The following is a 23,034-nucleotide window of genomic DNA, read 5'->3' on the forward strand; positions in this document are numbered from 1 at the left end:
AAAATGCTCGGAAAACAGCATATTCTTTTTTTTCGGAGGATTCAAGAACTAAAAACTAGGTTTACCTTGCATTTTGCATATGTAGTTTTGCAAGAAAAAGAAAAAATACGGTACGGTGGGCGTTTTTGGGGAGAAAGGACGTTTTTGCAGACGGCCTGAATGATTTTTCTTTGGGGTATGTGTAAAAAAATTCCATGGATAATCTAATAAAATTTAACAAATATTATCCTTTTTCTCTGCGCGGACTGCTATTGACAAGCACATGCCGCAGATTTATTCTGAAACCAGTAGCCGGAAAGCCTGCCACCATCCGGCAGCCGCTACTTTTCTATTCACAACAACAAACTCAAGGAGCGTAACCATGAAAATGCGTGCAGTGGTTGTAAATCAGGCAGTTGAAGGTGATGTAGAAGTTGTAGAACGGGACATCCGTCCGCTGGAATTTGGTGAGGCCTTGGTAGAAGTCGAATATTGCGGCGTGTGCCACACAGACTTGCACGTTGCTGCCGGCGATTATGGTGAAAAACCCGGCCGCGTGTTGGGACACGAAGGCATCGGTTTGGTAACGCAGGTTGCAGACGGCGTGAAAAATCTGAAAATCGGCGACCGTGTCAGCATTGCATGGCTGTTTAAAGGTTGCGGTTCGTGCGAATACTGTAATACCGGCAGGGAGACTCTGTGCCGCAGCGTATTGAATGCCGGCTACACTGCGGACGGCGGTATGGCGACACACTGTATCGTCGATGCTGATTACGCGGTGAAAGTGCCTGACGGCTTGGATCCGGCGCAGGCTTCCAGCATTACCTGTGCGGGCGTAACCACTTATAAAGGCGTTAAAGTATCTGGTGTCCGTCCGGGACAATGGCTGGCCATGTACGGTGCAGGCGGTTTGGGCAACTTGGGTGTGCAGTATGCGAAAAAAGTATTCGGCGCACATGTGATTGCCATCGACATCAATGACGGCAAACTGGCTTTTGCCAAAGAAATGGGCGCGGACATTGTCATTAACGCTGCAAAAGAAGATGCCGCCAAAGTGATTCAAGAAAAAACCGGCGGTGCGCATGCGGCGGTGGTAACTGCAGTATCTAAAGCTGCATTTAATTCTGCCGTGGACTGCGTGCGCGCAGGCGGTCGTGTGGTTGCCATCGGTTTACCGCCCGAGTCTATGGATTTGTCGATTCCGCGTATTGTATTGGACGGTATCGAAGTGGTCGGCTCTTTGGTCGGTACGCGCAAAGACTTGGAAGAAGCATTCCAATTCGGTGCGGAAGGTTTGGTTGTACCTTTGGTGCAAAAACGCCCGATTGAAGATGCGCCTGCCATTTTCCAAGAAATGCGCGAAGGTAAAATTACCGGCCGTATGGTCATCGATATGAAATGCGCTTGCGGCCATAATCACTAACAGGTAGCGCATTATCTCAAGCCGTCTGAAAAAGTCTGCACAACAGGCTGATTTTTCAGACGGCTTTATCGTTTTTGAGCGGCGTGATTTGCCGTTATAATCAGCTCAAATCCGAAAGAAAACAGTATCGGTATGCCTGTATTCATGCGGATACCGGGTTTACTGCACAGATTTTTCCTTTATAAATGTTTATATTGATGATGAGGGTAAAGTTGTTCAGTTTGTTGTATTGTATTTTGATTATTTCAAATCTGTCATCCGGTTTTGCTTTGATAGGCATCGGAGGCATTGGATAAACGGAAGATTCTATGACTTATCACTACCGCCGCACCCTGCCTGATGTGCCCTTGGATATTGTCGGCGACGTACACGGCGAATTTGCCGTGTTCCAAACTTTATTGGAACATTTGGGCTACCGTGACGACGGTTTCCACCCCGACGGGCGCAAGTTGGTGTTTGTCGGCGATTTGTGCGACCGCGGCCCCGACAGCCCCGCCGTGCTGGCATGGGCGGAGCGGGCGGTGGAGGCGGGTTATGCCTTTGCCGTGCTTGGCAATCACGAATTGAATCTGCTGGTTTGCGATGCCAAAGACGGATCGGGTTGGTTTTTTGACCGGCGCGCCGACCAAGATGCGGCCAATTATGCGCCGTGGCAGCGGGCGAAACCGCATGAAAAAAGCGGCATGAAAGCATGGTTGGAAAAGCAGCCGCTGATTTGGGAGCGGGACGATATCCGCGTCGTCCATGCGGCATGGCTGCCGGATACCTTTGCCAAACTGGATGCGGCGGCGGGGGAAGGATTGGTGGAACAATACCGGCGTTTTGATGAGGAGTTGAAAACCGCACTGCAAAACGAGCATTGGTATGCCGGTTATTTATACGAACAGGAGCACTATGCGGCTTGTGCGGAAAATGCGGCCCAAATGCCGCCGCCGATGCCCGCAACCGCCCGATACGATTTTGCCAGAAGCCGGATGCACCCGATACGCGCCCTTACCAGCGGTGTGGAGCAGCTTTCCGCCAAAGCATTTTATGCGGGCGGACGCTGGCGCGGTACGGAACGCTGCCCGTGGTGGGAGGATTATCGGGAAGAAATACCGGTGGTCATCGGGCATTATTGGCGCGCGTGGAGGCCGTCTGAAAATCCGGCGGCTGCCGGGCGCAATCTGTTTCCGGTCAAACCGGACGCGTGGCACGGTGCAAAGCGCAATGTCTTCTGCGTGGATTTTTCCATCGGCGCAAGCTGGCGGGTGCGCAAATATCCGCAAAAATATGCCGGTGCCGCATTCCGCTTGGCCGCATTGCGTTGGCCGGAAAAAATCTTAGTGGCGGACAACGGGGAAACTTTGGTGATGAAATAAATTCGGACAGCAAAGGCCGTCTGAACAGGACGGCGGAACCGGTGGTTCCGCCGCATCATGTTCAGACGGCCTTTTTATCCGCCTTGCGCCGGTTTGATTGCAACGGCCCGCACCCCAAAGGCCGGACACTTTTCAAATCAAATTCAGACGGCTTGAGACCTTTGCAAAAAAATAGGAAAGAACCAAAACTGATTGCAGGGGCGGGTTTTACACCCGCCCGAAGTTAATCAATACCTTGAAAGTTACCACTTCAAAAATCCCAAGCGGGCGGGTGTAAAAACCGCCACTGCAAGCCCTTGTCATGAATTTTGCAAAGGTTCCGGCCTGAAAACTTTGCAAAACTGTTTGGGCTTTGCAATTCCGCCACGCTGTTCGGGCAGCCTGAAATCTTAGCTGCCGTTATTCCCGCGCTGGGGGGAATCTATCTGTCTGCCTATGAATCCATTGTTTGAAAACGGTTTCTTTATGTTGGGAGACGGATAAATCCCTTATGCGGTATCTCCGGGGCGGATACCGAAAACGGCAAGTATGACGCCCGGCCGGTGCATAAGGGATTGGGTTAATCATGCTGACTGTTTCATACATAAGCAAGGAGCAAGGTATGGCAAAACTTTATGCCGAAATCAGTAAAGCCGAAAAGCAAGACGGCACGACTGGCGTATCGGGCTGTGCTTCCGGCGGCACGATGTCGGATTTCGGTCGGATGTCAAACCGGCAAATGCTTGTTTTTGGGTTTTGCCAAGATTCAGGCCTGTCCGACTACAAGTCAAACACTGCCGTAACCGGCGCATGATCGCTCGGCCGCTCTTGCGCGCGCGCATCCAAATCGACGGTTACGTCCTGCAGCAGTGCGGAGAGGGCGGGGCTGATGAGCTGGTGGTCGATACGCAGGCCGAGTTTGCGTTGGAACATTGCTCCGCGGTAGTCAAACCAAGTGTAAAACGCACCTTCGGGGCGGATTTGGCGCAATGAGTCGGTCAGTCCTAAGTCCAGCAGGTTTTTGAACCAGCTCCTCTCTTCTGAGGAGCAGTGGATTTTTTCATGCCATTTTTCGGGATCGTAGCAGTCGGCATCGGCCGGGGCGATGTTGAAGTCGCCGAGCAAAACCAGTTTTTCATGGCGGGCCAGCTCGCCGCGCACGAAGTCGGCCAGCGCGGCAAACCATTGTCTTTTGTATTCGAATTTGGGGCTGTCGAGGGCTTCGCCGTTGACACAATAGACATTGATGACGCGCACGCCGTTTACGGTGGCTGCAATCACGCGCCGTTGCGGATCGTCGGGCAGGGCGGGCAGGCCGGTGTGTACGTCTTGCAGCTCGTGGCGGCTGATGAGGGCAACGCCGTTGTAGGTTTTCTGGCCGCTCCATACGGCGTTCCAGCCCATCATTTGCAGCGCGGGCGCGGGAAATTTGTCTTGGTCGAGTTTGAGTTCCTGCAAAGCCAAAATATCCGGCTGGTTGTCGGCCAGCCAGTTTTGTACCTGCGGCAGGCGCACGTTGAGGGAATTGACGTTCCAAGTGGTGATTTTCATGGTGCGTTCCATTGAGAAGACGGGTAATGCCGTCTGTAAAATAGGGTTGGGCTAATCGGACTGTTTCGTTTGAAAATGGGAAACGGCAATATTTTACCGCAAATGGCGTATGGGAAACGGGATAAAATGCGGTTGCGGTTTCAGTTGGGACAATCGGGAGGTGTTCGGCAAGCTGCCTGTATTTGAACGGTAACAGGCTAAACGGTATGTTGCCGCTTGTCCGGCAGATTGCGGAGTGTGTTGAGAATGGCGGCGGTGTCTGCGGAAATCAGGCGGTATTCGAGTACGCGGTGGTAGCGGGTGTAATCGACTATGCCTTCGCTGCGCATTTTGGCCAAATGGTTGGAAACGACTGTTGCTGGCAGCTTGAGGGTTTGGGCCAGTTCGTTGATGTTGCGGTCGCCATCGAGCAGGGTAAACAGAATCTTCATGCGTTCTGGCTGGGCAATCAGTCGGAGCAGGGTGGTGAAGTAGTGGTTTTCCATAGCGTGGGGGGTGCAGCAGATGTGTTTGTTGGAACAGATAATTGTGCTTTGAATGGGACTGTTTTTATCGCCGGATTACCTGAAATGAGGTCAAACAGCAAAGCCGCATATAAGGTATGGGTTGGCAGACCTGCGGTTTTTCAGCAGTTTGGCAGGCACTTTCTCCGAGCAAAGGTGTGGCAGCGCTGTATCATTTTGTGTTCAATGACGATGTTGATGGGTTATGTCGGAGTCAGAACAGTTTGGTTTTTATTCTTTGCCTATTATCTGTGGCCGGCATGGGGGTAGTTTTTGTTTAAAGTGCGGAAGTTTACCCGAGTGTGCCGGCAGCGGGGGCGGGTAAAGTGAAAACAAGGGTAAATAATTGTTATTATAAAACAATATAAATAAATTAATAGAATTGTTTAATTATTTGAGAATAAAAAGCCGTCTGCAAAAACCTTGTGAGGTGTAGCGGTAATTTGCAGACGGCATATTGCGGGATTTTCGGGCACTCGGGCGGTTAAGCGGACAATTTGATGGCCAATTCGGCCAGACGGCGGCCTTGTGCAAAAGCGAGTTCGGCTTCTTCGTCAGTCAGTACCGCTTGTCCGTCGCTTCCGGCAACGTGGCTTGCGCCGTAGGGTGTGCCGCCGCTGCGGGTGTGGCTGAGTGCGGATTCGGAAAATGGAATACCGCTGATGATCATGCCGTGGTGCAGCAGGGGCAGCATCATGCTGAGCAGGGTAGATTCTTGTCCGCCGTGTATACTGGCGGAGCTGGTGAAGACGGAGGCAGGTTTGCCGGAAAGTTCCGCGCCCAGCCATTGCGGAATGGTGCCGTCGATAAAGTATTTCATGGCGGCGGCCATGTTACCGAAGCGGGTCGGGCTGCCTAAGGCGAGGGCGGCGCAGGTTTTGAGGTCTTCGGCCTTGGCGTAGGGTGCGCCGTTATCGGGAATGTCGTTTTCTACGGCTTCGCAAACGGTGGAAACTTTCGGTACGGTACGCAATACGGCTTCACAGCCTGCTACGCTTTCAATGCCGCGGGCGATTTGGCGGGCAAGATTCAGGGTGCTGCCGTGCTGGGAATAGAAAAGAACTAGAATTTTCAAGGGATTTGGGTTCATGGGCGGATTCCGTTAGAATAGGGCAATAGGCCGTCTGCAAAATAAATAGGAAAAGATTATGCTGTTTTTAAGCCGTTTGCAAGAGTTGTTGCAAGGGAAGTTTTTCGGTTTTGCTGTATTTGTGGTGCGCCGCTTCCATGAGGAGCGTGTACCGCAGGTGGCGGCAAGCCTGACGTTTACCACGCTGCTGGCATTGGTGCCGGTATTGACGGTTACGGTGGTGGCGGCTTCGGCGTTTCCTGTGTTTGACGAATGGTCGGATACCTTCGTGCAATTTGTCAACCGCACGATTGTGCCGCAGGGCGCGGATTTGGTGTTTGACTATATTAATGCGTTTAAAGAAAAGGCAAAAGGGCTGACGGCCATTGGCAGTTTGATGTTGCTGGTAACGTCGCTGATGTTGATTCAGACGATAGACGATGCGTTTAACCGTATTTGGCGGGTAGGCACGCGGCGGCCGCTGATGATGCAGTTTTTGGTGTATTGGGCACTGTTGACATTCGGCCCGTTGTCGTTGGGCGTGGGGGTATCGCTGTTGCTGGGATTGATGCGGGACAGCGGAGTAGAAGCCGATACTTTTTGGGCGGAATGGCTGAAAACGGCCGCTTCGGTAGGGTTTGCGACATTATTGCTTTGGGGCTTGTACCGTTTTGTGCCCAACCGTTTCGTACCGGCGCGGCAAGCCTTGGCAGGTGCTTTGGTCACGGCGGTTTGTTTGGAAATCGCGCGTGCGCTGTTTGCTTGGTACATGGGCAGGTTTGATGGTTATGCGTCAATTTATGGCGCATTTGCCGCTGTGCCGTTTTTTCTGCTGTGGTTGAATTTATTGTGGTCGCTGGTGTTGGCCGGTGCGGTGCTGACTTCTTCGTTGTCGTATTGGCAGGGTGAGGCGTTCAGGCGCGGTTTGGATGCGCGGGGGCGGTTTGACGATGTGTTGAAAATCTTGCTGCTGCTGGACTCGGCACAGCAGGAGGGCAGAGCCATGCCGATACAGGAGTTCAGACGGCATATCAATATGGGCTATGACGAATTGGGCGAATTGTTGGAAAAATTGGCGCGACACGGTTATGTGTATGTCGGAAAGCAGGGCTGGGTGTTGAAAACCGGAGCGGAAGCCATCGGCTTGGCGGAGTTGTTCAAGCTGTTTGTATACCGTCCGACCGCATTGAGAAAAGATCATGTCAATGAGGCGGTGAGCAACATTATGCAACCTTGTCTGGATACCTTGGATATGACGCTGGCGGAATTTCGCAACCATGCCGGCCATGCGGAAAGGCCGTCTGCAAAACAGACGGCCTGAAGGATAAACGGTTTCTTTAAGATGGGGGGGGCGGAGCAGGAATAACGGCGTTTTTCAGACGGCCTTTTGTTCGGTTTGGTTTAACTTCTGCCGTACTTTTTCCCAAACAGCCTCCAGCGGAATGGCTTTGAGCATACGGTTTGTATTGCGGGTATCGATGGTTTCCGGATTTGGCAGTTCGCCGAAATCTCCAGCCCAGATTATTTCGGCATTTTCCGAATACGGACGCCAGCGGCTTACCCAACTCGGGCCGAACAGCGCGACTTGGGGTTTGTCGAGTGCGGCGGCGATGTGCATGGGAACGGAATCTACGCCGACAAACATTTCTGCGCCTTCAATGGCCGCCGCCAGCTCGCGCAGATTGATGTTGCCGGATAAAGTCCATACGTTTACGCCTGCGTGAATCTGCAAACTTTCGGTAATGGCTTCCAATATGGCTTGTTCGGTTTTGTCGGGTGAGGCGGTTAGGACGACGTTTCTGCCGTGGTTGAGCAGCAGTTGCACCAGTGCGGCGCTTTTGTCGTCTTCCCAACATTTAAACAGCCAGCGCGAACCCGGGTGCACCAATACATAAGATTCTTCGTTCCAGCCTTGTGCGCGCAGCTTTTGACGCAGGCTGATGCGGGTATCGTTGCTGACAACCATCGATACTTCCGCTTGTATTTCGTGGGGGTGAATCAGCGGCGGAAGAATGTTCAGATGGCGGTCGACCACATGATGCGTCCAATCCAAATCGGGGTTGACGAAATCATGGCAGAAACGCCATAAGGCATTGTCGCGTTTGCTGTAAGCCAAGCCGATACTGCTTCGGGCGCAGTATTTGGCGATGATTGCCGCCCGCCATTGGTCGGAAAGGTTGAACGCCCAATCGTAGCCGCGGGCTTTCAGGGCGAGAAACAGGTTTTTCTCATGGGTAAACTGCGCGCGTTTGCTTTGTTTTTTCCAATCGCGGTCGATGGTAAAAATTTGGGTAATCAGCGGATTGTCGCGGATAATGTCGGCTGTTTCCCGATAAACCAGCATATCGATTTCACAGTCGGGAAAACGCTGCTTGACGGCGGCGGCAACGGGTGTGGACAATAATACGTCGCCGTGGTGCCGCAGCTTGATGATAAGGATTCTGTTCGGTCGGGCTAGGGACATGGTTGTTCAGACGGCATAAAATGTAAAGACGATACGATTGTAAAACGGATAAGCATTTTAGGGAATTGCTCCGGATAGTGAAAATGTATAAAAAACACATTTTGCTGCAGGGGCGGCAGTTAAGGCCGTCTGCTTTTTGCTTCAAACGGCTATCTTTTAAAATACTGCTTTTGCCATCATGGAGGATTTATGGCGCAACATACTGTGTATCTTGCCGGAGGCTGTTTTTGGGGGGTTGAGGCTTATTTCCGCCGCATTGCCGGTGTGCTGTCTGCCGTATCGGGTTATGCAAACGGGCGTACCGAAAATCCGTCTTATGAAGAGGTTTGCCACCGCGATACGGGGCACGCGGAAGCCGTTGCCGTTACTTTTGATGAGGCGGTTATCGGATTGGAAGCCGTGTTGCAACATTTTTTCCGTTTGATTGATCCGACTTCGCTCAACCGCCAAGGCAATGATGTCGGTACGCAATACCGCAGCGGCGTGTATTACACCGATCCTGCCGATGAAGCGGTGATTGCGCGGGCATTGCAGGATTTGCAGGCAAAATATCCGCAGCCGGTGGTAGTGGAAAACCTGCCGCTGCAAAATTTTTATCCTGCTGAAGATTATCATCAGGATTATTTGGGTAAAAATCCCAACGGTTATTGCCATATCGATTTGCGGCTGGCGGCAAAACCTTTGGCGGCGGATGCGGTTGCGTCGCGAGTGTTTGAAAGGCCGTCTGCAAATGATATTCGTACAATGCTGACGGCGGAGCAGTATTATGTAACGCAGCAGAGCGGTACCGAACGGCCGTTTTCCCATGAATATGATGATTTGTTTGCGGCGGGAATTTATGTAGATATTGTCAGCGGCGAACCCTTGTTCAGCTCTGCCGACAAGTTTGATTCGGGTTGCGGCTGGCCGAGTTTCTCACGCCCGATAGACCGCAAATATATCGCTGCATACCGCGACAACAGCCATGGTATGCAGCGTATCGAAATCCGCAGTGCCGTTGCGGATTCGCATTTGGGACACGTTTTCCCGGACGGCCCTCAAGCCTCTGGAGGTTTGCGCTACTGTATCAACGGTGCAAGCCTGCGCTTTATTCCTTTGGCCGACATGGAGAAAGAAGGATATGGCGAATGGAAATATTTGGTTGAGGCCGTCTGAAAATTATTGTTTTGTTCAATACGATTATGATCAGTATTTTTGATATTTTTAAGGTGGGTATCGGCCCTTCGAGTTCGCATACGGTCGGGCCTATGAAGGCTGCCGCTGCATTTGCTGCCGCATTGCTTCAGGAGGGGTTTAATGAGGATACCGCGCGGATTGTTGTTGAAACCTACGGCTCGCTGGCGCTGACCGGTCAGGGGCACGGTACGTTTGATGCTTTATTGTTGGGATTGGAAGGCAGTTTGCCGCATGATATTCCGTTGGCGGATATTCCTGAACGGTTGCGGCGTATCCGTAATGACCGGGTGTTGTATCTGAACGGCAGGGAAATTGGTTTCGATGTGGCGGCCGATATACAGGTACACGGCGACAAGGTTTTGCCGAAACATCCCAACGGTTTGTGTTTTACCGCCCAAAATGCAGACGGCATGGTACTGAAAAAACAGGTTTATTACTCGGTGGGCGGCGGTTTTATTGTGACCGAAGAGGCATTTGGGGAAGAAACGGGCGTACAGGCGGAAGTACCTTATCCTTATGCGAGTTGTGCCGAATTGCTGGCACAATGCCGTCTGAACCAGCTTAATATTTCCGAAGTGGTCTTGGCAAACGAGGCGGCATTGGCCGGTTGCAGTGAAGCAGAAGTCCGCCGCCGTGTTGCGGAGATAGCAGATGTGATGGAGGCTTGTATTAAACGGGGTTTGGGCGGAGACGGCGAATTGCCCGGCGGTTTGAATGTCCGCCGCCGTGCCCCGCAGCTTGCGGCCAAACTGCGTGTGTTGCGGGCCAGTGAAATCGTCAATACCCAGTTGTGGCCGATGGTTTATGCCATGGCGGTAAACGAGGAAAATGCTTCCGGCGGCAGGGTGGTTACCGCACCAACCAACGGAGCGGCAGGCATTATCCCGGCGGTACTGTATTATTTCCGGAAGTTTAATCCTCATGCCAATCAAGAGCGGGTGGAAGATTTTCTGCTGACCGCCGGTGCAATCGGTATTCTGTATAAAACCAATGCGTCTATTTCAGGCGCGGACGTGGGTTGTCAGGGCGAAGTTGGCGTAGCCTGCTCGATGGCAGCGGGGGCATATGCAGAAGTAATCGGCGGCACACCGAAACAAGTGGAAAATGCCGCCGAAATGGCGATGGAGCACCATTTGGGTTTAACTTGCGATCCTGTTGGCGGGCTGGTGCAGATTCCTTGTATCGAACGCAACGGCATTGCAGCCGAGAAGGCACTCAAACTTGGCACACTCGCGCTGTTGGAAGACGGCATGGATAAAAAAGTTTCTTTAGACGAAGTTATTCAAACCATGCTGCAAACCGGCAGGGACATGAAAGCCACTTATAAAGAAACCTCGTTGGCAGGGTTGGCGGTAACCTTGCAGAAAAAAGCCGTACCGGTATCGGTAAGGGTGGTAGAGTGCTAGAAAAGTAGCGTTTTTGAACAATAAGGCCGTCTGCAAATAGTACCATGCTGTTTGCAGACGGCCTTTTATTGATTTTTGGCTATTCGGGCAGTTTCAAAAAATGCTCACGGTAATAGCGCATTTCCTCGATACTTTCCAAAATATCATCTAATGCTTGATGAGAACCCCGCTTAACAACCCCTTTGGCAAGAGAAGGATGCCAACGGCGGGCAAGTTCTTTTAAGGTAGATACATCAAGATTGCGGTAATGGAAATAGGCCTCCAAGCGCGGCATATATTTCAACATAAAGCGACGGTCTTGGTGTATGGTATTGCCGCACATCGGCGTAGCCTTTTCCGGTATCCAGCTACGCATAAAATCCAATAATTCCTGCTCTACCTCGGTTTCCGTATATTTTGAATCACGCACACGCTGAGTCAGCCCGGTACGCCCGTGGGTAGCAGTATTCCATTCGTCCATACCGTTTAAAACTTCATCACTCTGATGAATCGCATATACCTCGGACTGCGCCAACACATTTAAATCCTGATCGGTAATAATCATCGCCACTTCAATAATACGGTCGTTTTCAGGAGACAGCCCTGTCATTTCCATATCAAGCCAGCAGAGATTGTTCGCATTTTGGGTCATTTGAAAACCTTTTATCAATTATAGTCATTTAAAATAAGAATGATACAGCGTTGCTTTGCCTTGCCGTACTATGTGTACTGTCTGCGGCTTCGCTGCCTTGTCTCATTCTTATTTTATTCGACTATATATTCGGAGTAAAAGAACGGATAATTTAGCTGAAACTATGTTTTTTGCTTGAAGAGTTGTTTTTTGATTGCCTTTCAGTTCCCCCCCCAGTTTCCTCCCACTCACCATTTTTATTCAAATTTTCTGAAACAAAATTTCCTTACCAAACAGAGAGATGGGTATTTCCCCGATTTTATTTGCGTTTTTAGGGTTGACCGGGGTGGTTTAGAGGGGTATAGTTCGGTTCTTCGCTGCTTCGGCGGTGAAAGCGAACTGTTTATTATAGCAGATTTATTTGGAAGTTTTAAGCTGGTTGGTAAAAAACATTTGACAAATAAAAACAAGCTGTAGTAAAATTCGAATTTAGCTCTTTAACAAACAGATTACCGATAAGTGTGAGTGCGGAAAGCCTCACACTGCGACAAAAACAGACAAGATGTAGAAATTCTATATCCTGTCGGTTTCTTTGAAGCAGACCAGAAGTTATTAAGTTAGAGATTGAACATAAGAGTTTGATCCTGGCTCAGATTGAACGCTGGCGGCATGCTTTACACATGCAAGTCGGACGGCAGCGGGGAAGTGCTTGCACTTCTGCCGGCGAGTGGCGAACGGGTGAGTAACATATTGGAACGTACCGAGTAATGGGGGATAACTGATCGAAAGATTAGCTAATACCGCATACGCTCTGAGGAGGAAAGCAGGGGACCTTCGGGCCTTGCGTTATTCGAGCGGCCAATATCTGATTAGCTGGTTGGTGGGGTAAAGGCCTACCAAGGCGACGATCAGTAGCGGGTCTGAGAGGATGATCCGCCACACTGGGACTGAGACACGGCCCAGACTCCTACGGGAGGCAGCAGTGGGGAATTTTGGACAATGGGCGCAAGCCTGATCCAGCCATGCCGCGTGTCTGAAGAAGGCCTTCGGGTTGTAAAGGACTTTTGTCAGGGAAGAAAAGGGAGATGCTAATACCATTTCCTCATGACGGTACCTGAAGAATAAGCACCGGCTAACTACGTGCCAGCAGCCGCGGTAATACGTAGGGTGCGAGCGTTAATCGGAATTACTGGGCGTAAAGCGAGCGCAGACGGTTACTTAAGCAGGATGTGAAATCCCCGGGCTCAACCTGGGAACTGCGTTCTGAACTGGGTGACTAGAGTATGTCAGAGGGGGGTAGAATTCCACGTGTAGCAGTGAAATGCGTAGAGATGTGGAGGAATACCGATGGCGAAGGCAGCCCCCTGGGATAATACTGACGTTCATGCTCGAAAGCGTGGGTAGCAAACAGGATTAGATACCCTGGTAGTCCACGCCCTAAACGATGTCAATTAGCTGTTGGGCAACTTGATTGCTTAGTAGCGTAGCTAACGCGTGAAATTGACCGCCTGGGGAGTACGGTCGCAAGATTAAAACTCAAAGGAATTGACGGGGACCCGCACAAGCGGTGGATGATGTGGATTAATTCGATGCAACGCGAAGAACCTTACCTGGTCTTGACATGTACGGAATCCTCCAGAGACGGAGGAGTGCCTTCGGGAGCCGTAACACAGGTGCTGCATGGCTGTCGTCAGCTCGTGTCGTGAGATGTTGGGTTAAGTCCCGCAACGAGCGCAACCCTTGTCATTAGTTGCCATCATTTGGTTGGGCACTCTAATGAGACTGCCGGTGACAAGCCGGAGGAAGGTGGGGATGACGTCAAGTCCTCATGGCCCTTATGACCAGGGCTTCACACGTCATACAATGGTCGGTACAGAGGGTAGCCAAGCCGCGAGGCGGAGCCAATCTCACAAAACCGATCGTAGTCCGGATTGCACTCTGCAACTCGAGTGCATGAAGTCGGAATCGCTAGTAATCGCAGGTCAGCATACTGCGGTGAATACGTTCCCGGGTCTTGTACACACCGCCCGTCACACCATGGGAGTGGGGGATACCAGAAGTAGGTAGGGTAACCGCAAGGAGTCCGCTTACCACGGTATGCTTCATGACTGGGGTGAAGTCGTAACAAGGTAGCCGTAGGGGAACCTGCGGCTGGATCACCTCCTTTCTAGAGAAAAGAAGAGGTTCTCCGCATTCACACTTATCGGTAAACTGTAGAAGATGCAAGAAGAAGAGCAACAATATTCGATAGGATATATTGCTCACGACCTTGGGTTTGTAGCTCAGCTGGTTAGAGCACACGCTTGATAAGCGTGGGGTCGGAGGTTCAAGTCCTCCCAGACCCACCAAACACATACTGGGGGCATAGCTCAGTTGGTAGAGCACCTGCTTTGCAAGCAGGGGGTCATCGGTTCGATCCCGTTTGCCTCCACCAAAAAGACTTCACAAATTAAAATAAGCTGCTATAATCGCCGCTCATTTTAATTTGCGAAGTCGGACAAAGTCCGCAAGCATCGATCTTTAACAAATTGGAAAGCCGAAATCAACAAACAAAGACAAAGTTGGTCGGATTGGATAGAGAACGGTTGCGACCGTTTAACATCTCTTTTAAGCAAAGCGCAAGCAAAGCTAAAAAGAAAAACAAACCGGCCACAGTATTTGGGTGATGATTGTATCGAGTTGTTCCCGAAACACAAAAGGCGGGAACAATACACAACAAAGCAGTAAGCTTTATCAAAGTAAAAATCTCTAGTCCCTGTTCTAGTCAACGGAAGAGCGGATTAAGTCAGAGAGGTTCTTGAAATGATAGAGTCAAGTGAATAAGTGCATCAGGTGGATGCCTTGGCGATGATAGGCGACGAAGGACGTGTAAGCCTGCGAAAAGCATCGGGGAGCTGGCAATAAAGCTATGATCCGGTGATGTCCGAATGGGGAAACCCACTGCATTCAGTGCAGTATCCATACCTGAATACATAGGGTATGAGAAGCGAACCCGGAGAACTGAACCATCTAAGTACCCGGAGGAAAAGAAATCAACCGAGATTCCGCAAGTAGTGGCGAGCGAACGCGGAGGAGCCTGTATGTGATAGCCGTTGAGATAGAAGAACAAGCTGGGAAGCTTGGCCATAGTGGGTGATAGCCCCGTATTCGAAATCTCATCGGTGGTACTAAGCATACGACAAGTAGGGCGGGACACGTGGAATCCTGTCTGAACATGGGGGGACCATCCTCCAAGGCTAAATACTCATCATCGACCGATAGTGAACCAGTACCGTGAGGGAAAGGCGAAAAGAACCCCGGGAGGGGAGTGAAACAGAACCTGAAACCTGATGCATACAAACAGTGGGAGCGGACTTGTTCCGTGACTGCGTACCTTTTGTATAATGGGTCAACGACTTACGTTCAGTAGCGAGCTTAACCGGATAGGGGAGGCGTAGGGAAACCGAGTCTTAATAGGGCGATTAGTTGCTGGGCGTAGACCCGAAACCGAGTGATCTATCCATGGCCAGGATGAAGGTGCGGTAACACGCACTGGAGGTCCGAACCCACGCATGTTGCAAAATGCGGGGATGAGCTGTGGATAGGGGTGAAAGGCTAAACAAACTCGGAGATAGCTGGTTCTCCCCGAAAACTATTTAGGTAGTGCCTCGAGTAAGAGACTGATGGGGGTAAAGCACTGTTATGGCTAGGGGGTTATTGCAACTTACCAACCCATGGCAAACTAAGAATACCATCAAGTTGTTCCTCGGGAGACAGACAGCGGGTGCTAACGTCCGTTGTCAAGAGGGAAACAACCCAGACCGCCAGCTAAGGTCCCAAATGACAGATTAAGTGGTAAACGAAGTGGGAAGGCCCAGACAGCCAGGATGTTGGCTTAGAAGCAGCCATCATTTAAAGAAAGCGTAATAGCTCACTGGTCGAGTCGTCCTGCGCGGAAGATGTAACGGGGCTCAAATCTGTAACCGAAGCTGCGGATGCTAGCAATAGCATGGTAGGGGAGCGTTCTGTAGGCCGAAGAAGGTGTGTTGTAAAGCATGCTGGAGGTATCAGAAGTGCGAATGTTGACATGAGTAGCGATAAAGCGGGTGAAAAGCCCGCTCGCCGAAAGCCCAAGGTTTCCTACGCAACGTTCATCGGCGTAGGGTGAGTCGGCCCCTAAGGCGAGGCAGAAATGCGTAGTCGATGGGAAACGGGTTAATATTCCCGTACTTTGATTCAATGCGATGTGGGGACGGAGAAGGTTAGGTTAGCAAACTGTTGGAATAGTTTGTTCAAGCCGGTAGGTGGAAGACTTAGGCAAATCCGGGTCTTCATAACACCGAGAAGTGATAACGAGTGTCTACGGACACGAAGTAACCGATACCACGCTTCCAGGAAAAGCCACTAAGCTTCAGTTGAATCAGAACCGTACCGCAAACCGACACAGGTGGGCAGGATGAGAATTCTAAGGCGCTTGAGAGAACTCGGGAGAAGGAACTCGGCAAATTGATACCGTAACTTCGGGAGAAGGTATGCCCTTCGATGTGAAAGACTTGCTCTGTAAGCATTGGAGGGTCGCAGAGAATCGGTGGCTGCGACTGTTTATTAAAAACACAGCACTCTGCTAACACGAAAGTGGACGTATAGGGTGTGACGCCTGCCCGGTGCTGGAAGGTTAATTGAAGATGTGAGAGCATCGGATCGAAGCCCCAGTAAACGGCGGCCGTAACTATAACGGTCCTAAGGTAGCGAAATTCCTTGTCGGGTAAGTTCCGACCCGCACGAATGGCGTAACGATGGCCACACTGTCTCCTCCCGAGACTCAGCGAAGTTGAAGTGGTTGTGAAGATGCAATCTACCCGCTGCTAGACGGAAAGACCCCGTGAACCTTTACTGTAGCTTTGCATTGGACTTTGAAGTCACTTGTGTAGGATAGGTGGGAGGCTTAGAAGCAGAGACGCCAGTTTCTGTGGAGCCGTCCTTGAAATACCACCCTGGTGTCTTTGAGGTTCTAACCCAGGTCCGTCATCCGGATCGGGGACCGTGCATGGTAGGCAGTTTGACTGGGGCGGTCTCCTCCCAAAGAGTAACGGAGGAGTTCGAAGGTTACCTAGGTCCGGTCGGAAATCGGACTGATAGTGCAATGGCAAAAGGTAGCTTAACTGCGAGACCAACAAGTCGAGCAGGTGCGAAAGCAGGACATAGTGATCCGGTGGTTCTGAATGGAAGGGCCATCGCTCAACGGATAAAAGGTACTCCGGGGATAACAGGCTGATTCCGCCCAAGAGTTCATATCGACGGCGGAGTTTGGCACCTCGATGTCGGCTCATCACATCCTGGGGCTGTAGTCGGTCCCAAGGGTATGGCTGTTCGCCATTTAAAGTGGTACGTGAGCTGGGTTTAAAACGTCGTGAGACAGTTTGGTCCCTATCTGCAGTGGGCGTTGGAAGTTTGACGGGGGCTGCTCCTAGTACGAGAGGACCGGAGTGGACGAACCTCTGGTGTACCGGTTGTGACGCCAGTCGCATCGCCGGGTAGCTAAGTTCGGAAGAGATAAGCGCTGAAAGCATCTAAGCGCGAAACTCGCCTGAAGATGAGACTTCCCTGAGGGTATAACCCTCCTGAAGAGTCGTTCGAGACCAGGACGTTGATAGGTCGGGTGTGGAAGCGCAGTAATGCGTGAAGCTAACCGATACTAATTGCTCGTGAGGCTTGACTCTATCATTTGAAGAACTTCAGATGAAAGCTTACTGATAAGCGATACAACATTACCGAAGTTGATTAAAGAATAAATAAGTGCAGGAGACTGCATAACGGCTTAACCGATTTGTACAGTTTAAGTTTGGCGGCCATAGCGAGTTGGTCCCACGCCTTCCCATCCCGAACAGGACCGTGAAACGACTCAGCGCCGATGATAGTGTGGTTCTTCCATGTGAAAGTAGGTCACTGCCAAACACCCATTCCGAAGCCCCTGACATCATGTCGGGGGCTTTTACTTTGTTGCTTGCCGGGTAGCGGAGATATGGGGGAGGTATGGAGTATGGTGTTGCACAAGTCAGACAGAAGATTGCTGTGCTTCGGCAAAAGGCTTGAAGCACTTGGGGGCTTTATTTATGATGGGGTTGTAGGCGGTATCCGCTCGGATGCCGGGTTGACATCTTGATAACAGAAGGAGAAAGCTCATGAAAAAATTCCTGTTCGGTGCGCTGGCTGCGTTGGCGGCAGGCTTGTCGTTGGCGGCGGTAAACATCAATACGGCCGCTCAGAGCGAGTTGGAGGCCCTGCCGGGCATCGGCCCTGCGAAAGCCAAAGCGATTGTGGCCTACCGTCAGCAGAACGGCGGTTTCAAAACGACGGAAGAGCTGAAGAATGTGAAGGGTATCGGTGAGGGAATTTATGGCAAACTGAAGGCCGAGGTCACGGTGGCGCCGGTACAGAACAAACGTAAGGCCGTGCCGGCTAGCAAGTAGGCTGAACGAAGAACCCGGAAAATCACCGGGGAAAAAGCCGTCTGCAGATCGACCATAGGTTTGCAGACGGCTTTTATAGTTAATTAAAATAAAAATAGGACATTAATGCAGCAGTAAAATTATCTGAACCGGGCAAAACCGAACGCATATATTTTTTAATATTTGCCCATGTTTTCTCTATCGGATTCAATTCGGGAGAATAAGGTGCAAGCGGTAGAATTTCATGTCCGCAACGATGTGCCATCTCTTGCAAAATACTTATTCTGTGAAATCTTGCATTATCTAAAATAATCAATGATTTTGGCGGCAAATCAGGCAACAGCATGGTTTCAAACCATGCTTCAAAAAAAGTACTGGTCATGGTGTTTTGATAAACCATGGGTGCAATCAGTTTTTGCCCGATTTGTGCAGCAACCAATGACAACCGTTGATATTTCTTTCCACTTATCTTGGTTTTAACCATTTGCCCTTTGGGGTTGCGGGCGTAGGGGGAAAGAAATAGGTATCGAATCCTGTTTCGTCCAAATAAACCGGTTGATAATCCGAAAATTGAGCTAATCGGGCTAAATAATGCGCTACTTTCGAAGGGTCTTGTTCTCTGTAAGTGGTGGTCTTTTTTTACGTGTGATACCCAGCTTTTTGAGTGCATAAAAAACAGCTTGGGCTGTGCAGTTAAACACTTGGGCGATTTCATGTAAATGGGCATCAGGATTCTGACCGACATATTGTTTGAGTTTTTCTGTATCCAGCTTGGCAGCATTTTGTCCTTTCACTTGATGTTTCAGGCTGCCTGTTTGCTTTTCCAGTTGTATCCAAAGATAGAGTGTATTTCTTGATATGCCGTAGGTCTTGGCTGTTTGGCTGGCGTTATTACACTGCTTGTAATGGTTCAATGCTTTTTCCCGCAAATCTATTGAATATGCCATTTTTTTACTCAAAATAAATCAGAATTGTACTATTTTATTTTTAAATTATTATATTTACTTGTGGTCTAGGTGGATTCGGTAGAACTGGGCTTAGGAGGGGTCTTTTAAATGGTATATTTGGGTTACTGCTTCGACAAGATGGTTATCTCCTGAACCGGCTTTATTAAGTGTTCGGGTTGGAGAGTGCAGTAATTTATTGGTTAATTGAATGGATAGGCGTTCTAATACTTCTTCGGGAGGTGTACCTTTTGAGAGCTGTTTCATGGCATTTTCCAATACTGCCCGGCGTGCTTTTTCTCCTTCATCACGTAAGGCTCGAATCAGGGGTACGCTTTGACGGCTCTTTTGCCATTCGATAAATTCTGCTACTTTTTCTTCGACCATCGTTTCGGCAGCGGAAGCAGCTTTTTGTCTGGCTTCTTTACCGCTTTGGACAATTTCTATCATGTCGTCGACTGTATAGAGATAGGCATCGCCCAGCTCTCCCACTTCGGCTTCAATGTCGCGAGGAACGGCAAGGTCCAATAGGAAAACAGGAATGTTATGACGTTTTTTTAAGGCGCGCTCTACCATTCCTTTACCGACGAGGGGCAACTGGCTTGCGGTAGAGGAAACAATTACATCGTATTCGTGTAGAATGCCGGGCAAATTTCCGAGTAAGCATGGTTCTGCATTGACACTGAGTTTGTCGCACAACTCTTGGGCACGGGGCAGGGTGCGGTTGGCTACGGTAATCAGTTTTGGATTTTTGGCGGCAAAGTAGGTAGCAACCAGTTCGATCATTTCTCCCGCGCCGATGAATAAGACATTTAAATCGGCAATGTTGGGGAAAATTTGTTCTGCCATTTTGACTGCAGCGGAGGCCATCGATACGGAGTTTTCACCGACAGCGGTATCGGTACGAACCTCTTTGGCTACTGCAAAGGTTTTTTGAAACAGGGCGTTCAAATGGCTGCTCAGGCTTTGCTGTTCTTGTGCGATGCGGACAGCTTCTTTGATTTGACCGAGGATTTGCGGTTCTCCCAATACCATAGAGTCCAAACCACAGGCTACACGAAAGGCATGGCGTACGGTTTCGTTACTGTTTAAGGTATAAAGGTAGGGGAGGATTTCGTTGATGGGAAGTTCGTGATATTGCGCCAGCCATTCGATGATGGATTCGGTTTCGCCGACACAATAAAGTTCGGTACGATTACAGGTAGACAAAATTACCGCTTCTTTTGCTGCGTGGCTCTGTGCCAGATTATGCACGGCTTCAGGCAGGTTGGCAGCAGTAAAGGCCAATTTTTCGCGTATGCTTAAAGGTGCGGTTTGGTGATTGAGACCGACGGCGGTAAGTTGCATGAGATATTTGGATTATGGAGTGTGTAGGGCAGTATTATAGCGTAAACCGACTTTGAAATGAATGCTTTGCTTGTTTGGGAAATACCGATGATAGTGGCTTTTAATGGTTTGCTGTCATGAAATTCGGCTAAAAGGCCGTCTGCAATTCGATAGGTAAATTGCAGACGGCCTTTGGCGGATTGGAAGAAGCGTATTCAGACTGCTTGAGCTTCTTCTGTTAAGAAACCGCGTAGTTTTTGCATGGCTTTGGCTTCGATTTGACGGATACGTTCGGCGGATACGCCATATTCGGCAGCCAGTTCGTGTAAGGTTAATCCGCCATCGTCTTGCAGCCAGCGGGTTTCAACAATGCGGCGGCTGCGCTCGTCGAGTTGGGCCAAAGCATTCTGCAAGCCTTCGGTTTGCAGTGCGTAGTGAGCCTGCTTGGCGATTTGGTTGGTCGGTTCGGAGTCGTTGTCGGCCAACCAGTCGATAGGAGCGAAGTTATCGTCATCATCGTTGTTGTCGGCCATGATGGCAATGTCGTGGCCGGTCATGCGTTGTTCCATTTCCAAGACATCGGAAAGTTTCACGTCCAAATCATCGGCAATGGCTTGTGCTTCTTTCGGCGAGAGTGCGTTCAGGTTTTTACGCATGGAGCGCAGATTGAAGAACAGTTTGCGCTGGGGCTTGGTGGTGGCTACACGAACCAAACGCCAGTTTCGCAAGATAAATTCGTGGATTTCTGCCTTAATCCAATGGACGGCAAATGAAAACAAACGGGCACCGCGTGAAGGCTCGAAACGTTTGACGGCTTTCATCAAGCCGATGTTGCCTTCTTGAATCAAGTCAGCTTGGTTGAGCCCGTATCCGTCGTAACCGCGCGCGATGGATACGACAACGCGCAGATGGGAGAGTATCAGTTTTTTTGCTGCTTCCAAATCGCCTTTGAGCTGGCGTTCGGCAAGATTGTGTTCTTCCTCGGCAGTCAGCATGGGAATGCTGTTGACAGTATGAATGTATTGCTCCAAGCTGCCGTTGCCGCTTTGGACGACGGGTAATGCAAAAGCGTTATTCATCAGAGGTGTTTTCCTTTTGTATGTTGCCGCTTGCGGACGGCTGTGATGTGTGCTTAGTGGTAGAGTATAACACCGCCGGCCTTTTATGGCTATCAAACTTCTATATGGTAAACAATCAGTGTTCGATAGCTTGATTTGTGTATTTTTTGAAAACCGATTGCTTTTTAATATTTGAGTGAATTACTCAGGATATATTCATTCTATTACAAACAGGAGTGAATGTAAATGGTTAAAAATGATTTGTTGATAATGGGTTGTCTGAATAGTATAGTCGAATAAAATAAGAATGAGACAAGGCAGCGAAGCCGCAGACAGTACACATAGTACGGCAAGGCAAAGCAACGATGTATCATTCTTATTTTAAATGACTATATGTTGGGAAAACATTTAAAAAAAAGGGGGTGGCTGACTGGCCACACCCAAACACACACACATCAAGAGGAAAGAGATAAGGAAATACTTCAATATGAAGGATAACAAATCAGGAGGTATACAAATGAGCAAAATGCTTATCAGATACTATGGTAAGCATTATAAGTGAAAATCGTTTTTAGATTTTGATACAAATCAAGTTCATGCGAATCGGGTGGTGCAAGACAAGAAAAAAGCCGGAATGCCGTCTGCAAAAACGGCGGTTGGAGCCGTGTTGTTTATTCCGGCGGTGCGGCGTTGAAAATATCGGAAGAAAAGGCATCTTGGTTCAAGCTGCATTGTTGGCAGAGAAAGTCTTGTGCGGCGGTAATCATTTTTTCAGAACCGCAAGCGTAAACATCGTATCCGCTCATGTCGGTATGGTCTTGCGCGGCAGCGTGTTGAACGTAACCGCGCAAGCCATTCCAGTTATGATCCGGTTGGGATAAAACGGGGGTAAACGTACTGTTTTGCAGACGGCTTATTAATTCGGCAGCTTCTTCCGGTGCATATAAATCGTCGGCTTTGCGTGCGCCCCAGTAGAAATGTACTTCGCGGTTGGTGTTTAAGCGGATAAGTTTGAGAAGCATACTGCGTATGGGGGCATAACCTGTTCCGGTGGCGAGCAGGATAAGGGGGCGGTTTGGCTTGGAGAGTGTCGGGAATGTGCCGAGAGGTCCTTTGAAACGGACGATGCTTTGGGGTTTTACAGACGGCATATCGCTGAATATCATGTTGGAACAAATACCGTTTGTACGTTTGCGGATATGCAGTTCAATCATATTGTTGTCTGCCGGCGAGTTGGCGAGCGAATAACTGCGGCTGATGTTGCCGGGAAGTAACAGGTTGATATATTGCCCCGCTTGAAAGACAAAGGTCGGAGCTTTTGGCAGAGTCAGCTTTAAGATGGCAACATCGTGTTTGAAAGTAATGGAGGAGACACGTGCAGGCAGGGTTCTGACAGGCAAGGTTTCATGCCCCGAATAATTGGGAATGTTGATTTCGGAATTGCTTTCGAGTGTGGCACAGCACATCAGGATTTTACCTTGTGCTTCCTCTTCTTGCGTCAGTGCTTTGCCGGAATGTTCTTTCATCACGGCTTTGCCGCTGATTAATTCTGCTTTGCATTGTCCGCAAAAACCGCTTTTGCAAGAATGAGGCAGATTGAGGTTTTGGCGCTCGGCGGCGGCCAGAATGGTTTCGTGTTTGCGGACGCTGAATGTGGTTTGGTCGGATAAGGTAACGGAATGGGTCATGCTGAATATTTAAGGGATTGATGTGTTGTGTGATGGTTGTGGTGAGCTAAAACAAGAAAGATGCGCTGT

14 protein-coding genes, 2 tRNA genes, 3 rRNA genes and 2 pseudogenes are annotated in these 23,034 nt (G+C 49.9%); 12 read left to right on the forward strand and 9 right to left on the reverse strand.

Annotated elements, in window-relative coordinates; all coding sequences use genetic code 11:
* The first annotated feature begins 361 nt into the window (after nucleotides 1–361).
* From adhP to EL111_RS02930, 3 genes are all read left to right on the forward strand, one after another.
* Nucleotides 362–1,402, forward strand: coding sequence for an alcohol dehydrogenase AdhP (gene adhP / locus EL111_RS02920; protein WP_162842972.1), 1,041 nt, complete (start codon nucleotides 362–364; stop codon nucleotides 1,400–1,402).
* A gap of 308 nt (nucleotides 1,403–1,710) precedes the next feature.
* Nucleotides 1,711–2,763 (forward strand): metallophosphoesterase, encoded by a 1,053-nt coding sequence (locus tag EL111_RS02925; RefSeq protein ID WP_123795465.1) that lies wholly within the window; start codon nucleotides 1,711–1,713, stop codon nucleotides 2,761–2,763.
* A gap of 565 nt (nucleotides 2,764–3,328) precedes the next feature.
* Entirely contained in the window at nucleotides 3,329–3,556 is a 228-nt protein-coding gene (locus EL111_RS02930; protein WP_123795464.1) for a hypothetical protein, read from the forward strand.
* On the opposite strand, the gene xth is transcribed toward EL111_RS02930, so the two are convergent.
* From xth to wrbA, 3 genes are all read right to left on the reverse strand, one after another.
* Nucleotides 3,523–4,293, reverse strand: coding sequence for an exodeoxyribonuclease III (gene xth / locus EL111_RS02935; RefSeq protein WP_123795463.1), 771 nt, complete (start codon nucleotides 4,291–4,293; stop codon nucleotides 3,523–3,525). The two genes, EL111_RS02930 and xth, sit on opposite strands and share 34 nt — an antisense overlap.
* A 197-nt stretch (nucleotides 4,294–4,490) precedes the next feature.
* Nucleotides 4,491–4,778 (reverse strand): ArsR/SmtB family transcription factor, encoded by a 288-nt coding sequence (locus tag EL111_RS02940; RefSeq protein WP_123795462.1) that lies wholly within the window; start codon nucleotides 4,776–4,778, stop codon nucleotides 4,491–4,493.
* Nucleotides 4,779–5,280: 502 nt separating this feature from the next.
* Nucleotides 5,281–5,886: an NAD(P)H:quinone oxidoreductase gene (gene wrbA / locus EL111_RS02945; RefSeq protein ID WP_123795461.1), complete on the reverse strand. Its 606-nt coding sequence runs from the start codon at nucleotides 5,884–5,886 to the stop codon at nucleotides 5,281–5,283.
* 58 nt (nucleotides 5,887–5,944) lie between these two features.
* Here wrbA and EL111_RS02950 point away from each other — a divergent pair, with 58 nt between their 5' ends.
* The gene (locus EL111_RS02950; RefSeq protein ID WP_123795460.1) at nucleotides 5,945–7,186 is read left to right on the forward strand and encodes a YihY family inner membrane protein; all 1,242 of its coding nucleotides are present in this window, start codon (nucleotides 5,945–5,947) and stop codon (nucleotides 7,184–7,186) included.
* Nucleotides 7,187–7,240: 54 nt separating this feature from the next.
* Here EL111_RS02950 and rfaQ read toward each other — a convergent pair whose 3' ends face one another.
* Nucleotides 7,241–8,329 (reverse strand): putative lipopolysaccharide heptosyltransferase III, encoded by a 1,089-nt coding sequence (rfaQ, locus tag EL111_RS02955; RefSeq protein ID WP_123795459.1) that lies wholly within the window; start codon nucleotides 8,327–8,329, stop codon nucleotides 7,241–7,243.
* Between the two features lie 189 nt (nucleotides 8,330–8,518).
* On the opposite strand from rfaQ, the pseudogene msrAB reads away from it, so the two are divergent.
* Both msrAB and EL111_RS02965 read left to right on the forward strand, forming a co-directional pair.
* Nucleotides 8,519–9,484 (forward strand): annotated as a pseudogene (msrAB, locus tag EL111_RS02960) (bifunctional peptide-methionine (S)-S-oxide reductase MsrA/peptide-methionine (R)-S-oxide reductase MsrB); the annotation flags it as partial.
* 26 nt (nucleotides 9,485–9,510) lie between these two features.
* Nucleotides 9,511–10,911, forward strand: coding sequence for an L-serine ammonia-lyase (locus tag EL111_RS02965; RefSeq protein ID WP_123795457.1), 1,401 nt, complete (start codon nucleotides 9,511–9,513; stop codon nucleotides 10,909–10,911).
* A gap of 79 nt (nucleotides 10,912–10,990) precedes the next feature.
* On the opposite strand, the gene orn is transcribed toward EL111_RS02965, so the two are convergent.
* A complete protein-coding gene (gene orn, locus EL111_RS02970; RefSeq protein WP_123795456.1) occupies nucleotides 10,991–11,542 on the reverse strand; it encodes an oligoribonuclease in 552 nt (183 codons plus the stop codon).
* A 605-nt stretch (nucleotides 11,543–12,147) separates the two neighbouring features.
* Between orn and EL111_RS02975 the strand changes: the two genes are divergently transcribed.
* The 6 genes from EL111_RS02975 (at nucleotide 12,148) to EL111_RS03000 (ending at nucleotide 17,970) form a co-directional block, all read left to right on the forward strand.
* A 16S ribosomal RNA gene (locus EL111_RS02975) occupies nucleotides 12,148–13,688 on the forward strand.
* A 104-nt stretch (nucleotides 13,689–13,792) separates the two neighbouring features.
* Nucleotides 13,793–13,869, forward strand: a tRNA-Ile gene (locus EL111_RS02980).
* 10 nt (nucleotides 13,870–13,879) lie between these two features.
* Nucleotides 13,880–13,955: transfer RNA gene (locus EL111_RS02985), tRNA-Ala, on the forward strand.
* A 375-nt stretch (nucleotides 13,956–14,330) separates the two neighbouring features.
* Nucleotides 14,331–17,220 (forward strand): 23S ribosomal RNA (locus tag EL111_RS02990).
* A gap of 121 nt (nucleotides 17,221–17,341) precedes the next feature.
* Nucleotides 17,342–17,455: ribosomal RNA gene (rrf, locus tag EL111_RS02995) — 5S ribosomal RNA — on the forward strand.
* Together the 16S, 23S and 5S rRNA genes with 2 tRNA genes alongside form the textbook arrangement of a ribosomal RNA operon.
* A 227-nt stretch (nucleotides 17,456–17,682) precedes the next feature.
* Complete coding sequence (locus EL111_RS03000; protein WP_126325826.1) at nucleotides 17,683–17,970, forward strand: ComEA family DNA-binding protein; 288 nt, start codon at nucleotides 17,683–17,685, stop codon at nucleotides 17,968–17,970.
* Nucleotides 17,971–18,049: 79 nt separating this feature from the next.
* Here the strand turns inward: EL111_RS03000 and EL111_RS03005 are convergent.
* From EL111_RS03005 to EL111_RS03020, 4 genes and pseudogenes are all read right to left on the reverse strand, one after another.
* Nucleotides 18,050–18,896, reverse strand: a pseudogene (locus EL111_RS03005) (IS630 family transposase).
* 90 nt (nucleotides 18,897–18,986) lie between these two features.
* Nucleotides 18,987–20,240, reverse strand: a complete 1,254-nt coding sequence (gene hemA, locus EL111_RS03010; protein ID WP_123796137.1) for a glutamyl-tRNA reductase — start codon at nucleotides 20,238–20,240, stop codon at nucleotides 18,987–18,989.
* 194 nt (nucleotides 20,241–20,434) lie between these two features.
* Nucleotides 20,435–21,298: an RNA polymerase sigma factor RpoH gene (gene rpoH / locus EL111_RS03015; protein WP_123796136.1), complete on the reverse strand. Its 864-nt coding sequence runs from the start codon at nucleotides 21,296–21,298 to the stop codon at nucleotides 20,435–20,437.
* Between the two features lie 650 nt (nucleotides 21,299–21,948).
* Complete coding sequence (locus EL111_RS03020; protein ID WP_123796135.1) at nucleotides 21,949–22,965, reverse strand: FAD-binding oxidoreductase; 1,017 nt, start codon at nucleotides 22,963–22,965, stop codon at nucleotides 21,949–21,951.
* Nucleotides 22,966–23,034 lie beyond the last annotated feature (69 nt).

This window comes from Neisseria animalis (assembly GCF_900636515.1).
GTDB lineage: Bacteria > Pseudomonadota > Gammaproteobacteria > Burkholderiales > Neisseriaceae > Neisseria > Neisseria animalis.

Coding starts and splice junctions, on each gene's coding strand:
- EL111_RS02925 (WP_123795465.1), top strand. CDS start 1,711: ATGACTTATCACTACCGCCGCACCCTGCCTGATGTGCCCTTGGATATT.
- hemA (WP_123796137.1), bottom strand. CDS start 20,240: ATGCAACTTACCGCCGTCGGTCTCAATCACCAAACCGCACCTTTAAGC.
- adhP (WP_162842972.1), top strand. CDS start 362: ATGAAAATGCGTGCAGTGGTTGTAAATCAGGCAGTTGAAGGTGATGTA.
- EL111_RS02930 (WP_123795464.1), top strand. CDS start 3,329: ATGCTGACTGTTTCATACATAAGCAAGGAGCAAGGTATGGCAAAACTT.
- xth (WP_123795463.1), bottom strand. CDS start 4,293: ATGAAAATCACCACTTGGAACGTCAATTCCCTCAACGTGCGCCTGCCG.
- rpoH (WP_123796136.1), bottom strand. CDS start 21,298: ATGAATAACGCTTTTGCATTACCCGTCGTCCAAAGCGGCAACGGCAGC.
- EL111_RS03000 (WP_126325826.1), top strand. CDS start 17,683: ATGAAAAAATTCCTGTTCGGTGCGCTGGCTGCGTTGGCGGCAGGCTTG.
- EL111_RS02950 (WP_123795460.1), top strand. CDS start 5,945: ATGCTGTTTTTAAGCCGTTTGCAAGAGTTGTTGCAAGGGAAGTTTTTC.
- rfaQ (WP_123795459.1), bottom strand. CDS start 8,329: ATGTCCCTAGCCCGACCGAACAGAATCCTTATCATCAAGCTGCGGCAC.
- EL111_RS02965 (WP_123795457.1), top strand. CDS start 9,511: ATGATCAGTATTTTTGATATTTTTAAGGTGGGTATCGGCCCTTCGAGT.
- orn (WP_123795456.1), bottom strand. CDS start 11,542: ATGACCCAAAATGCGAACAATCTCTGCTGGCTTGATATGGAAATGACA.
- EL111_RS02940 (WP_123795462.1), bottom strand. CDS start 4,778: ATGGAAAACCACTACTTCACCACCCTGCTCCGACTGATTGCCCAGCCA.
- wrbA (WP_123795461.1), bottom strand. CDS start 5,886: ATGAACCCAAATCCCTTGAAAATTCTAGTTCTTTTCTATTCCCAGCAC.
- EL111_RS03020 (WP_123796135.1), bottom strand. CDS start 22,965: ATGACCCATTCCGTTACCTTATCCGACCAAACCACATTCAGCGTCCGC.